10 protein-coding genes are annotated in these 13,321 nt (G+C 48.5%); 5 read left to right on the top strand and 5 right to left on the bottom strand.

The window, feature by feature from the left end:
- The first annotated feature begins 9 nt into the window (after positions 1-9).
- The gene (locus tag ACN0R8_RS11135) at positions 10-1,212 is read left to right on the top strand and encodes a GGDEF domain-containing protein (RefSeq protein ID WP_417597396.1); all 1,203 of its coding nucleotides are present in this window, start codon (positions 10-12) and stop codon (positions 1,210-1,212) included.
- Positions 1,213-1,273: 61 nt separating this feature from the next.
- Here the strand turns inward: ACN0R8_RS11135 and ACN0R8_RS11140 are convergent, their stop codons facing one another.
- Entirely contained in the window at positions 1,274-2,101 is an 828-nt protein-coding gene (locus tag ACN0R8_RS11140) for an enoyl-CoA hydratase (RefSeq protein ID WP_417597398.1), read from the bottom strand.
- A 199-nt stretch (positions 2,102-2,300) separates the two neighbouring features.
- On the opposite strand from ACN0R8_RS11140, the gene ACN0R8_RS11145 reads away from it, so the two are divergent.
- The 4 genes from ACN0R8_RS11145 (at position 2,301) to ACN0R8_RS11160 (ending at position 9,368) form a co-directional block, all read left to right on the top strand.
- Positions 2,301-3,515, top strand: a complete 1,215-nt coding sequence (locus ACN0R8_RS11145; RefSeq protein WP_417597400.1) for a pyridoxal phosphate-dependent aminotransferase — start codon at positions 2,301-2,303, stop codon at positions 3,513-3,515.
- Between the two features lie 269 nt (positions 3,516-3,784).
- Entirely contained in the window at positions 3,785-4,666 is an 882-nt protein-coding gene (gene htpX, locus ACN0R8_RS11150; RefSeq protein ID WP_417597402.1) for a protease HtpX, read from the top strand.
- Positions 4,667-5,007: 341 nt separating this feature from the next.
- Positions 5,008-7,611 (top strand): ATP-binding protein, encoded by a 2,604-nt coding sequence (locus ACN0R8_RS11155; protein WP_417597404.1) that lies wholly within the window; start codon positions 5,008-5,010, stop codon positions 7,609-7,611.
- Between the two features lie 2 nt (positions 7,612-7,613).
- Positions 7,614-9,368 carry an EAL domain-containing protein gene (locus tag ACN0R8_RS11160; protein WP_417597407.1) on the top strand — a complete coding sequence of 585 codons (1,755 nt, stop codon included), beginning with the start codon at positions 7,614-7,616 and terminating at the stop codon, positions 9,366-9,368.
- 102 nt (positions 9,369-9,470) lie between these two features.
- Here ACN0R8_RS11160 and ACN0R8_RS11165 read toward each other — a convergent pair whose 3' ends face one another.
- The 4 genes from ACN0R8_RS11165 to dctP all read right to left on the bottom strand — a co-directional run bounded on the left by ACN0R8_RS11165 (position 9,471) and on the right by dctP (position 13,009).
- A complete protein-coding gene (locus ACN0R8_RS11165; RefSeq protein ID WP_417597409.1) occupies positions 9,471-9,923 on the bottom strand; it encodes a universal stress protein in 453 nt (150 codons plus the stop codon).
- Between the two features lie 21 nt (positions 9,924-9,944).
- Positions 9,945-11,231: a TRAP transporter large permease gene (locus ACN0R8_RS11170; RefSeq protein ID WP_417597411.1), complete on the bottom strand. Its 1,287-nt coding sequence runs from the start codon at positions 11,229-11,231 to the stop codon at positions 9,945-9,947.
- A 63-nt stretch (positions 11,232-11,294) separates the two neighbouring features.
- A complete protein-coding gene (locus tag ACN0R8_RS11175; protein WP_417597413.1) occupies positions 11,295-11,870 on the bottom strand; it encodes a TRAP transporter small permease in 576 nt (191 codons plus the stop codon).
- Between the two features lie 113 nt (positions 11,871-11,983).
- Positions 11,984-13,009 carry a TRAP transporter substrate-binding protein DctP gene (gene dctP / locus ACN0R8_RS11180; protein WP_417597415.1) on the bottom strand — a complete coding sequence of 342 codons (1,026 nt, stop codon included), beginning with the start codon at positions 13,007-13,009 and terminating at the stop codon, positions 11,984-11,986.
- Between the last annotated feature and the right edge of the window lie 312 nt (positions 13,010-13,321).

The following is a 13,321-nucleotide window of genomic DNA, read 5'->3' on the forward strand; positions in this document are numbered from 1 at the left end:
CGCCCATTTATGTCTAAACCCTCCACACCAAGTTCAGATCAGAGAACGCCATCAGAGGACAGGCGCCAGAGGCCTTCTGCTGCGTCAACGCTGGATGACGCAACAGGAGGACTCTATCGGAAGTTATCTGAACTCAACCTGTTTGACACTCTAAGCAACCATTTTCATTCCGATGATTTCAATGCTACCCGCAGTGAATATATACGTACCCGTGTTAATATCCTGGGCTTTATTTTTGCTATTTTTGCCCCTCTGTGGATTCCTATAGATTATCTGCTATTGACACCTGATGACGCTGGAGCCATCGCTATTTATAGGCTACTACTGTCCATCGCAATGCTGGGGCTGCTTCTGGTTAACAATATCCGCAAGAGAAACCTTCAGCACTCACTGCTTTGTTTAACATTACTTATTATTTTCCCGGCACTTTTCTATACGGTCTGTCTGCTTCAGTTATCAGGTAACGATACCCTGATAGGTTACAGCTTTATCCCATTTCTTCTGGTTGCCATACTTAGCGTTTTTCCCCTCACCTTGATTGAAGCCAGCTTTCTGGGGATTGGACTGATTGCTGCTCTGCTCTTCAATGACTTTTATTACGATACTCTTTTTACTCTGTCAGGCTTTAAAGACCTCTGGTTAATCAGCGTTCTTCTGGTCATCGCCCTGTGGGCTAACCAGGCCCAGCTGCATATGCTGCTTCGTCTTTATCGCCAGGCCACCCGGGATCCTCTCACAGGTCTTCTGAACCGTCGGGTTATGATGGAGCGCGTAAAAGAGATGAGCAAAACCTGGAGCAAGTCGGAACAACCGATGGTCAGCATTCTGATGCTGGATCTGGATCGCTTTAAGCGGATAAATGACACATACGGACATCTGACCGGTGACCAGGTACTACAGGCTTTCAGTCAGATCATGAAGGATGAATTACGCGACACGGATATACTAACCCGTTATGGTGGAGAAGAGTTTACGGCGATTCTACCCGGATCAGATATGGAGAATGCAAGCCATGCCGCAGAACGTATCCGTATGCATTGTGAACAATCCTGGGTAGCTTCAACCGATAATGAACCTATACGCTTCACTGTCAGTATAGGTGTTGGTGAATTAAAGCCGGGCGAAACCTTTAATGACGCACTACACAGGGTAGACAACTCTCTCTATGAGGCAAAAAAAACCGGACGAAATAAAGTGGTTCAGGCTGACTGAACCACTCTGAGTAGGCCTGCGCTCAGGCAGGCCCGGGACACCAAGTCCCAGCAGAAAGCTACTACCGACCCTGCCAGCAAGCGGGGCGCTTACCCAAAAAAGCGTCAACCCCCTCCTGTGCATCATGGGCCAGCATATTTTCTGTCATCACCCGACTGCAATAGTCATAAGCTTCGCTCTGTGTCATATCCCGCTGCTGATAAAACGCTCCTTTACCGACCTTAAGTGTGTAGGAGGATTTGGCCGCAATCAGCTGGGCCACCTGATCAACCCGTGCATCCAGTTCTTCCGGCGCAACCGACTCATTAATCAAGCCTACCTGTTCCGCTTTATCAGCCGAAACCATTTCACCGGTCAATAGCATGGCCATCGCCTGCTTAGGGTGCACAGCACGGGTCAGAGCCACCATAGGGGTCGAGCAGAAAAGACCGATATTAACGCCCGGCGTTGCAAATCGGGAGTCCGCTGCGGCATAGGCCAGGTCACAGGTTGCCACTAACTGACAACCCGCTGCCGTGGCAATACCATGTACCTTGGCGATCACCGGCTGCGGAATAGATTGAATTTTCGCCATCAGGTCTGCACAGGTGGAAAAGGTTTCCTGATAAAAAGCCTCAGTGCCCCCTTCTTTCATCTCTCTGAGGTCATGGCCAGCGCAAAACCCTTTACCGCTACCGGAGATAACAATCACTTTAATCGATTTATCATCCGCCAAAAGACCCAGCTGATGAACCAACGCCTGCATGCAGCCCAGTGAAAGCGCGTTGTAAGCCTTAGGCCGGTTAAGCATCAGATAGCTAACCCCGTCTTTATCCTGACGCAAGACCAGCGCCTCATTTCCCTGATTTAAATGAGCCGACTGAGCTTGATGAGATTGTTTTCCTGACATAAAAACGGTCCTTTTTATTGTTTGAATTCAGTTTATCAGCAAAACAGCATATCACCTTAGCAAAAAAAACCCATTAGTCAGGCTATTCATCTGTTTATCGTCTTACCAAAGACCGATAAATTATTTAATATGGTTCTTTCTAAAAAAATGAGGCAAATACTGCCCCACCCTATACCCCTTACCGCACAACGGAACCCGTATGCAAACCATCAAAAAGTCCACAAAACTGAACAATGTATGTTACGACATCCGTGGACCTGTCCTTGAAGAAGCCAAACGAATGGAAGAGGAAGGTCACCGTATTCTTAAACTGAATATCGGCAACCCGGCCCCATTCGGCTTTGAGGCACCGGAAGAGATTCTGCAGGATGTACTCTATAACTTGCCCAATGCCCAGGGCTACTGCGAATCCAAAGGTTTGTACTCGGCCCGTAAAGCAGTAATGCAGGAGTGTCAGCGCAAAAAAATCGACAACGTCTCCATTGAGGATATCTACCTCGGTAACGGCGTCAGTGAACTGATCGTCATGGCAACTCAGGGTTTACTGAATGACGATGATGAGCTGCTGATCCCCGCTCCGGATTACCCTCTGTGGACCGCAGCAACCCGCCTGGCCGGTGGCAAAGCCGTACACTATATTTGCGATGAACAAGCCGACTGGTACCCGGACATAGAGGATATTCGCAGTAAAATCACCGATCGCACCAAAGGGATTGTGCTCATCAATCCCAACAACCCTACTGGAGCCCTCTACCCCGAGTCCCTGCTACTGCAGATTATCGAAGTGGCACGGGAGCACAACCTGGTCGTTCTGGCGGATGAGATCTACGACAAAATCCTTTACGACGAAGAGAAGCACACTTCCATCGCCAGTTTAGCAGACGATGTTCTGTTTCTGACCTTCAACGGGCTATCAAAGTCCTACCGGGTAGCTGGTTTTCGGTCCGGCTGGATGATTATCAGCGGCAATAAACACAATGCCTCAGATTTTATCGAAGGCCTGAGTATGCTCTCGTCCATGCGCCTTTGCGCCAATGTTCCGGCTCAGCATGCGGTTCAGACAGCCCTTGGCGGTTACCAGAGCATTAACGACCTGATACTGCCCGGCGGACGCTTGAAAGAGCAGCGAGACCTGGCCTGGGAGATGCTGGACAATATCCCCGGCATCAGCTGTGTCAAGCCGAAAGGGGCACTCTACCTGTTCCCTAAACTGGACGTGAAGCGCTTTAATATCCATGACGATGAGAAGTTCGCTTTCGACCTTCTCAAACAGGAAAAAATGCTGATTGTGCAAGGAACCGCATTCAACTGGCCGGAACCTGATCACTTCCGCATCGTTTCACTGCCTTACGTCGATCAGCTAGAAGATGCCATCAATCGCATCGACCGTTTTCTGAGCAAATACAGCCAGTAAAACCGGACGATATCCAAAGAACCTGATACCCCGACTCAATCGGGGTATTTTTTCACAAATATCTTTTTTTGCTCAATGGCTATGGAACCAAAAAAAGTGACCGCTATCAAAAGGCAACATTGGTTTAATAATGTTCCCAAAGAAACTCCGGCTAAGGCAGCTGCGTAACAACTAAAATGTGAACGCACCTTGCAACCGGACGTTTCAACCCAATTTAATGTATAACTATTATTTAAAAAGCTGATTAACTTGATGGAGAATTCGCAAAAATGATGCGTATCGGACTATTCCTTTTAACGAACCTGGCTGTACTTGTAATTGCGGGTATCGTTCTTAGCGTACTGGGGGTAGGCAGCTATAAGTCAGGTGGCAGCCTCAACCTGACCAGCCTGCTGATCTTCTGCGGTGTTTTCGGCATGACAGGCTCTCTGATCTCTCTGTTTATGTCTAAAACCATCGCTAAAATGAGCACCCGTACTCAGGTTATTGATCAGCCCCGTAATGAAACCGAAGCCTGGTTACTGCAAACGGTTGCCGAACTGTCACAAAAAGCAGGCATCAAGATGCCGACCGTGGGTATTTTCCCAGCGATGGAATCGAATGCTTTTGCAACGGGCTGGAACCGAAATGATGCCTTGGTATCGGTTAGCGCCGGATTGCTACAGCGCATGAGCCCTGATGAAGTACGCGCTGTTCTGGCCCATGAGATCGGCCATGTTGCCAATGGTGACATGGTGACTCTGGCGCTAATTCAAGGCGTGGTGAACACCTTTGTTATGTTTGTAACCCGTGTTGTAGTTTACGCAATTGATCAGTTCACCGCCAACGAAGAAGGTGAAGGCGGCCTGGGCTGGGTTGCCGAAATGGTACTGACTATTGTGCTGGATATCCTGTTTGGCATTCTGGCTTCTGCTGTTGTTGCCTGGTTCAGCCGTAAGCGTGAGTTCAAAGCAGATCACGCTGGCGCAACCCTTGCGGATCGTCAGTCGATGATCTCTGCTCTGCAACGCCTGAAAGCAGAGTCTGGTGAGGAAAGCATGATGAAAGGCTCAATGACAGCTCTTGCTATCTCCGGTGGCAGAATGTCAGCTATGTTTGCATCTCACCCACCACTGGATGAGCGTATCGAAGCACTTCAGCGTGGCCGCTAATCCGTTAGGAAATATTGATTAGCTTCCGGATAAAGATCAGGAAGATGTCTTACAAAAGAAACGGTCTGCTTACTGCAGGCCGTTTTTTATAGGCAGGCCTTATACCGGCAATAATGTCTTTAAAATAGCGCTGAATACACTTTACTCAAGCAAGCACTTTTCAATCGTCATATAGCAGAAAACAGCATCTATCATATTTGTTTTATCATATAATTCTTAATTATCCGCAGTTGCAACTCAATGGAAGGGGAAATATCCGCTGATGATGGAATATATCACCTGTAATTCTCTGTAACTCAAAAACCGGTTACCGCCAAACCCTGTAAGCGAAGGTCTTAATCATGTCTGATCTATTATTGCCAGCCAACGAAACAGAACGCCTTCAGCATCTACATGAACTGGCGATTCTTGATTCAGGGCGAGATGCTGCGTTTGACCGACTGACAGAACTGGCAAGAGACCTTTTTGACACCCCCATCGCTTTAGTATCACTAGTGGATAAAAACCGGCAATGGTTTAAGTCTGAGCAGGGATTTAACTGTACCGAAACCCATAGGGATATCTCCTTCTGCTCTCACGCCATATCCCTGGGTGAAAACCTGGTCATCCCCGATACACTTGCTGATGAGCAGTTTCGGGACAATCCTTTAGTCACCGGTGAACGCTCAATTCGTTTTTATGCCGGCATCCCCATCAGCATTAGCGACGGGTTACACCTGGGAAGTTTCTGTATTCTTGATACCCGGCCAAGAACCCTATCTGCCCGGGAGGTGCTCCGCCTGGAGCAGCTCGCCCGTCAGGCTGAAGAGCTGATTCGCCTGCATCAGCAAACCCTTATACTTGCCCGTGAAAAAAACGAAGTGGGTATCAGCCGTGCCCGTTACCGTGCCATTGTCGATTCAGCGGCAGCGGGCATCATCCGTATCAACCACCTCGGCACCATTCTTGAAGTTAATCCCTTCGCCCAGCAGCTTCTCGACTACAGTGAAGAGGAGCTAAAAGGCCAGAATGTTAAAGTGATCATGCCCAACCCATGGGCAAGAGAACATGACGACTACCTGAGCCGATTTATGCAAAGCGGCCAGGCCAAGATCATTGGCAAAGGCCGGGAAGTTGAAGCCCGGCGGAAAGATGGCACACGATTACCGATTCACTTAGGGGTCAGCGAGGTTCATAACAACCAACCTGAAGAGCGCCAGTTCATTGGTATTTTATCGGACCTGCAGGATGTTCGGGCGGCTCAACGGGCAGAGCAGCAAGAGAAAACACTACTGAAAATCCTCCATCAGGGCCTGACTGATTATCAGGCGCTGCTTTCAAAAGACAAACTTTGGGCCTTTCTTATGGAAGCTCTCAAGGAGCTGACTGACAGTGACTATGCATTCATCGGTGAAGTTTTATTGGTTGATGGTCGCAAAGCTCTCAAACTACATGCCATAACGGACCTGTCATGGAGTAAAGAGTCCAAGTTACTGATGGATAAGCTGGTGGCAGGCGATATGTTACTCAGCAACCCGGATACTCTTATTGGTAAAGTATTCGCCGATGAAGAGTTAATTATTGATAACAAGATGCAGGAACGGTTTGAGAACAGTTATCTGCCTCCGGGTCACCCGGAACTTTATCGCTATATGGGTGTACCTATATTTGATCAGGGTGAAGTGATTGGTATGTTTGCCATCGCGAACAGCCAAAAGGACTATCAACCGGAACTGGCCGAGTGGCTGAATCCTTTTACCAGTACCTGCGCATTACTGATTCGCCTGTACCGGCAAATGCATGAGCGTGAGCAAATCAATGGACAGCTACGCCAGGCACGGGATGCGGCTCAGCAAGCCAGCCAGGCAAAAAGTGAATTCCTCTCATCGATGAGCCATGAGCTGCGTACACCAATGAATGCGATTCTGGGATTTGCTCAGCTTCTGCAGTCCGGTAAGCATCCGCTGACAGATCGCCAGCAACGCCATGTAAAGCAGATCTACAAAAGCGGGCAGCATCTGCTTGCTCTGATTAATGATGTCCTGGATCTGGCCCGCATTGAGGCAGGCCGTATCAGCGTTTCTCTGGAATCGCTTAATGTACGGGAAATGATGCTGGATGCACTGGAAGGGCTACAACCGATAGCAGACCAATATCAGATTCTTCTGCAGCCGGATGAAAGCACGAATCAAACCATCTGGGTCACTGCTGATTATACCCGCTGCCAGCAGGTACTGATAAACTTGGTTACCAATGCTATTAAATACAATCGCCCTGAAGGCCGTGTATTTATACGCTGTAAAATACAAGGAAATCAACTGCGTATTGAAGTTGAAGATACCGGTGAAGGTATCTCTTCAGATAAGCTTGAACAGTTGTTCCAACCCTTTAGCCGACTCGGCGCTGAGAATTCCGCCATCGAAGGCACAGGCATCGGCCTGGCCCTGAGTCAACAGCTGGTCGAGCTGATGCGAGGGCGTATCGGTGTGGAGAGTGAGGAGCACAAGGGAAGCTGTTTCTGGTTTACACTACCACTGGCTGAGCAGAGCACTACCGAGCCTTACAACACGGCTCAAAGAAGCGATGTGGAACAAAAGGGAATTCATCTGCTATATGTGGAAGATAATCCGGCTAACCAGCGTTTACTGGAAGCTTTTGTTGACGAACATCCGGACTACCGGCTATCACTGGCCTCCTCCGCAGAGATCGCCCTAGAGATGGCCGCCTCAGACATACCGGATCTGATTCTGATGGATCTTGACCTGCCTGGTATTACAGGGATTCAGGCACAACAAATGTTATCCCGTAACCCTCTAACCCGGAAAATACCTGTTATTGCAGTCTCCGCAGCAGCTTCAGATAAGTGTCGCTCCGAGCTTATGTCAGACGGCTTTATCGATTACCTCAATAAACCTCTGGATATGGATCAGTTACTCCAGACACTGCAAAAACAACTGGAGCACTAACTGTGGATAGCCAAAGCTCATTGAATACTGATGCAGACATCCTGATTCTTGATGACAATGAGGTCAACGTCGATCTACTGGCCAGCATGCTTGAAGATGAAGGCTTTGAGCAGATTGAGTGTATGACTGACCCGCGAAAACTCATGCCCAGGGTTAAGCAAAAGTGTCCGGATCTGATTTTCCTTGATATCCGCATGCCTCACATTACAGGTCTTGAGCTTCTGCAACAGCTTCGGGATCAACTGCCGGACAAACAGCCTGCAGTGATTATTCTGACAGCCAATACAGACCAGAGCACCCGTTACCAGGCATTGGAGCTGGGTGCCCGGGACTTTCTGACCAAGCCCTTCGATAACAAAGAAGTCTTGCGCAGGCTGGAGAATATTCTTCAGGAGCATATAAAGCTTCAGCAACAGATGTTCCGTGCCGACGAGCTGGAAACACTGGTACAACAGCGCACTTCTGAGTTACGCCGAATGACCGTCGAAGACCCTTTAACCGGACTGCCAAACCGGCGGGGGTTACTCAACCTGCTCCATGAACGCCTGCAGAAAGGTAAACCTCAACTGCTCTATTTCTTCTCCGTGGATGGTCTAGAGGAAATGGCCCGGTTGCACGGGCTTGAAGTAGCGGAGAATCTGGCACTGGCCTTAAAAAACAGAGCCATAGCACACCGTCAGCCAGGAGATATCCTTGGTCTATGGAGCAGTACCGAATGGGTTCTGCTGCGCGAAACCAAACAGGCGGCAGAGCTTTCCTGCCAACAACTGGCAGATCACGTAACCCCACTGCTGGACACTATCCGAGAACCCATCGATTACCAGGAGTTTCGGATACGACTCAATGTGCGGGCAGGATTGAGTGCATCCGGTGCCCAGCGTTCAGCAGAGAACCTGATCCGCCTGGCTGCTTTGGCAGTGCCTGAAAAACCGAATACCTGGCGAGACTATACACCGGAGCTGGAAGCCCAATTACAGCAGAAGGTGACGCTACAGGAAGCCCTGAATCAGGCAATTGAACGTCAGGAGTTGGAACTTTACTTCCAGCCCAAGATTACCCTGAAAAATCAGCAATGCCATGGCGCGGAAGCCCTCCTGCGCTGGAGTCACCCTGATTTAGGCCGCATACCTCCTGATGTTTTTATTCCGGTAGCAGAAAAAACCGGGCAGATTATAGAGATAGGCCAGTGGGTATTAGATCAAAGCTGCCAGAAGCTGAAGCAGTGGCGTGACCAACAGCTGGTTGCTGATAACTTTGTGTTAGCCATTAACGTAGCCAGTCAGCAACTGATTCAGTCTGACTTTGCTCACAAATGCCTAAACACCTTACAGCGCTATCAGTTGCCCCCAGGCTCACTGGAGATAGAAGTCACAGAGTCCGGTCTGATGACCGATATGGTCGCCGCCCTGGAGCAGCTCTGTCAGTTAGCGGCAGCGGGAATATCCATCGCCATTGATGATTTTGGCACCGGATACTCCTCTCTGGCCTACCTGAAAGAACTGCCGGTTTCGGTGCTTAAAATTGACCGCACTTTTATTAAAGATATGCATGAGAGTGACCGGGACAAGAAACTGGTGGAAACCGTGATGCAGATGTCGGAGAACTTCAACTTTATCACCGTTGCGGAAGGGGTTGAAAATGAAGAGCAGCTGGACATTCTGAGAGGTTTCAACTGTGAGTTAATTCAGGGCTACTATTACTCGCCACCTCTGGCTGAAAAAGCCCTGCTGCAATACCTGCATGCGATCAATGACTAGCCTGTAACGATTGCCTGTCTGCCCCGGAAAAATAATAGCCGGATTTATCGAAGATATCGGTAAGTCCGGCCAGTAAGCAGGAAGTGTTAGCGTCGCTTTTTGCTAAACGATCATCACCGGGCATTTGGCATGGGCTGCCACCCGCTGCGAAACACTTCCCAGAAACATACCATCCACATCGGTATGAGTACCTTTTGAACCCATAACAATCAGATCAACCTCTTTAGTTTGTGCAAAAGACACAATTTTTTTAGAGGGGCGTCCTCCTTTAACAAAACCACGGCAGGTTACACCCTGCTTCAGGGCATGTTTTTTGGCCTGATCCACAACATCTCGGGCATATTCTGTCAGTGCCTGATCCGGGATCTGCATCTCATCCGGGCGAACCATGGATAAAGATGCCTCGAATAAGCTGTGATGTTTGTACACACAAAGCAGATAGATTTCAGCTTCGCCATCCTGCTGACGAGTTAATTGCTGTAGTTCAATCGCTTTATCTAAAGCATCCAGGGCTGTTACTGAGCCATCCACCGCCACTAAGATTCTTTTAAACATATCGAACTCCTTAATCCTGAGTTAATCACTGAATGCCACATCCCGAAGGAAGAGGGCAATTTCAGGAAAAGCCACGAGCAATCCGGCCGAGAACAGCAAAATAGCAATAAAGGGCCCAGTTCCCCGAACGACTTCCCAGTAAGGTTTCTTAAAGATTGCGATGGCGGTAAAAATATCACAGCCAAAAGGAGGTGTTGCCGAACCGATGGCAACCTGCAGTGTGATAATGATCCCAACGTGAACCGGATCAAGACCTGTCGCTTCTATGGCCGGTGCAAAAATCGGCGTCAGCACCAGAATAACAACAATAGGATCAACAAACATACAGGCAACAAAAAAGGCCACTGAGATCGCGACCAGAACACCAACCGGCCCCATATCATTGATACCAACGGCATCCAGAATAGTTTGAGGTATCTGCGCAAAAGAGATAATCCAGGAAAAGCCGTTCCCCACACCCACCAGGATAAAAACTACCGCCGTAATCAAGCCCGTGGATTTGGCAATCGTGTAGATATCTTTACTGCTCAGGGAGCGGAAGACACCAAATTCCAGAATGACCGCATAAAGTACGCATACCGCAGCCGCTTCAGTCGGGCTAAATACACCACCATAAATGCCGCCAACAATAATAACGGGAAACATCAGTGGCCAGATTGCCATGCGAGTCGCTTTAAAACGCTCACTCCAGCTCGCTTTTTCCTCTGTTGGTACATTGTGAACAGTGGCGTAAATCAGACAGTAGGCAGAAAACAGAAACAGGATCATCAGACCCGGGCCGATACCGGCAATAAACAGTTCTGCAATAGATGTTTCCGAGATCACACCATAGATGATCATGCCGATACTGGGGGGAATCAAAAAGGCAATGTCGCTGGCATTGATAATCAGCGCCAACGAGAACGAGTCAGAGTAACCCGCTTTTAACAGTTTCGGTCTGAGCGCTGAGCCCACAGCAACAACCGTCGCCTGAGTCGAACCGGACACGGCACCAAACAAAGTACAGGAAGTCGCAGTACTGATCGCCAGCCCCCCTCGGATATGTCCGATAAAGGTCATCACCATATCAATCAGGCGGTTGGCAGATTGCCCTCGGGTCATAATATCTGCAGCCAGAATAAACATAGGAACGGCAATCAATGAGGCCGGACGAATACCACCCAGCACCTGCTGGATAAAAGTATCCATCTGCCCAATACCGCCAAACATCATATAAAAACCGGCAAGGGCTGCGGTAATCAGGGGAATCATCATTGGAAAACCGAGCAAAAGCAGCACGATCATGATCAGCATTAGGGTTGTAGCCATGATAAATCCTTATGCATTATTTTTTTTAAGATCATTTTTATCACTGAGCCGAAAACTCTTAGCTCAGACCTCGGACTCATCATCGGCATACCCATCAAGTACCCCCGTAGACAGGTAAATATCCTTACTGGTGAGGTTTTTTATGACCGTCAGAAAATACTGTATGCCTGTAATCGCAAAGCCTATGGGAACCCAGATATAGATCCACCAGATCGGAAAGCCCAATGCAGGCAAAATACGCCCTCGTTTGAAAACATCTGAGACATATTCAAAAGAAAGCCAGGCAAGTAAAAACATAATGCACGAGGTTATCAGTGCAATCATAATCATGGCCCACTTCCGGGCCTGATGGGGCAAGGAATCATAGATGGCAGACATTCGGATATGCCGTCCCTGACGGGCCGCATAGCCAATACCGGCAAAGGTAATAAGAATGATAAGAATCCGGTTAATTTCACCGGTAAAAAAAAGTCCCTGACCAAAACCAAACCGGGCAACAACATTAACGCAGGTGTTCAGTGCCATCAGTAACACGCCCGCAGCCAGCATAAAGGCTTCTACTTTACTGATCAGGTTGTCGAATTTGCCCAGAAGGCCGGGGAGCTCAGAGTGATAGGTTAAATTCTCAGAATCCGTCATGGCATTTCGCTCATGCTTCGGCAAACGATGTTGCCGTTAATATCTGACAGAGAGACCCGCTCAGCCGGGCCTCCCTGACGTCAGTATCCATTAAAAAAGATACGCAGAAGGGCTTACTTGGCAACCGCATCCAGATCAGTTTTAAACTGCTGCAGGAGTACTTTGCCACTTTCCCCAGCCATTTCATAAAAGGTTTCCTCAACCTTAGGGGCACGGGCTTTAAACTTTGCGATCTGGCGATCCGTCAGGCGGGTCACCGTCACCTTGTCACTACTTTTAACAATCTTATCCAGAGCCCGATCTGCTAAACCATCAATATGCTTCATCGTTTCGTTAAAAGCATATTCAGAAGCATCCCGAACCACCTGCTTGTCGCTCGCAGAAAGATCATCAAAGAAGTCTTTGTTCGCCATGGAGGCCGTCGTAAACCAGCCGTGGCCGGTAAAGATCAGGTTAGGGGAAACCTCATAAAGACCACCGGATTCAATCCAGAAAATTGGATTTTCCTGCCCCTGAATCATATTGGTCTGCAGTGCACCATACACTTCACCCCAAGGTAGCGGTGTTGGGGTTGCACCAAAGGCTTCGTAGGTCGATGACAACAGAGGATTCGTCATCACGCGAATTTTTTTGCCTTTAAAATCCTGCGGATTGGTCACCGGCTCATCTGCTGTGACAACCATCTCCCCCTCAGGGTACATCTTCAGAAGTTCCAGGCCTTTATCTGCATAGAGTTCAGTAAAGTCTTCATTGATCGCCTTACTTTCACGGAAAAACTTAACCACAGTTTCCATATCAGTCGGTAAAAGATAAGGAATAAAAAAGATCTGAGCCTCGGGAATCAAAGAACCAGTGAACCCCGGTGACTGGTTAACAAACTGCAGAATACCCGCCTGCGTTTGCTCCATAATATCGTCGGATTCACCCAGCTCACCGAAACGATAGACCTGAAGTGTATGCTCAGAGTTATCTTCGATATATTCCTTAAATTTAAGGGCGTACACATCCTGTACATCACCTTTGTATTCCTCATGGGCATAGCGCCACGTATCGGCTTGTGCAACCCCGGTTGCCGTTGCCAGAGTGGCGGCTACGCAGGAAATACCTGCGATTTTCTTTAATTGACTGGTTAGAGACATCATGTCGCTCCATCTTTCCGACACTGCCGAACAAGGCAGTAGAATTGATCCGGGCACCCCTGACCCCCTTAAACTCTCTTATCCTTATCGGGAGACCCGACATCGATAGAGTTCAATGGATCCGACATACCCAGCAAACTGAACAGGCTAAACCTGTTATGGAGAGCTTCGAACGGTTCTCTCCGATACAGACAGGTAATACACACCTGCCTTTTTTAACGTAGCTAAATTTATGATTCAGCGTCAAGGCGTGAATAAAAAACAAATTAACGCATAAATTGAGACTTTTAGGAGTGAGTTATAACCTTTCTA

The organism is Oceanospirillum sp., assembly GCF_048265165.1.
Lineage (GTDB): Bacteria > Pseudomonadota > Gammaproteobacteria > Pseudomonadales > Halomonadaceae > Oceanospirillum.

Coding starts and splice junctions, on each gene's coding strand:
- dctP (WP_417597415.1), bottom strand. CDS start 13,009: ATGTCTCTAACCAGTCAATTAAAGAAAATCGCAGGTATTTCCTGCGTA.
- ACN0R8_RS11175 (WP_417597413.1), bottom strand. CDS start 11,870: ATGACGGATTCTGAGAATTTAACCTATCACTCTGAGCTCCCCGGCCTT.
- ACN0R8_RS11140 (WP_417597398.1), bottom strand. CDS start 2,101: ATGTCAGGAAAACAATCTCATCAAGCTCAGTCGGCTCATTTAAATCAG.
- ACN0R8_RS11155 (WP_417597404.1), top strand. CDS start 5,008: ATGTCTGATCTATTATTGCCAGCCAACGAAACAGAACGCCTTCAGCAT.
- ACN0R8_RS11145 (WP_417597400.1), top strand. CDS start 2,301: ATGCAAACCATCAAAAAGTCCACAAAACTGAACAATGTATGTTACGAC.
- ACN0R8_RS11165 (WP_417597409.1), bottom strand. CDS start 9,923: ATGTTTAAAAGAATCTTAGTGGCGGTGGATGGCTCAGTAACAGCCCTG.
- ACN0R8_RS11135 (WP_417597396.1), top strand. CDS start 10: ATGTCTAAACCCTCCACACCAAGTTCAGATCAGAGAACGCCATCAGAG.
- ACN0R8_RS11170 (WP_417597411.1), bottom strand. CDS start 11,231: ATGGCTACAACCCTAATGCTGATCATGATCGTGCTGCTTTTGCTCGGT.
- htpX (WP_417597402.1), top strand. CDS start 3,785: ATGATGCGTATCGGACTATTCCTTTTAACGAACCTGGCTGTACTTGTA.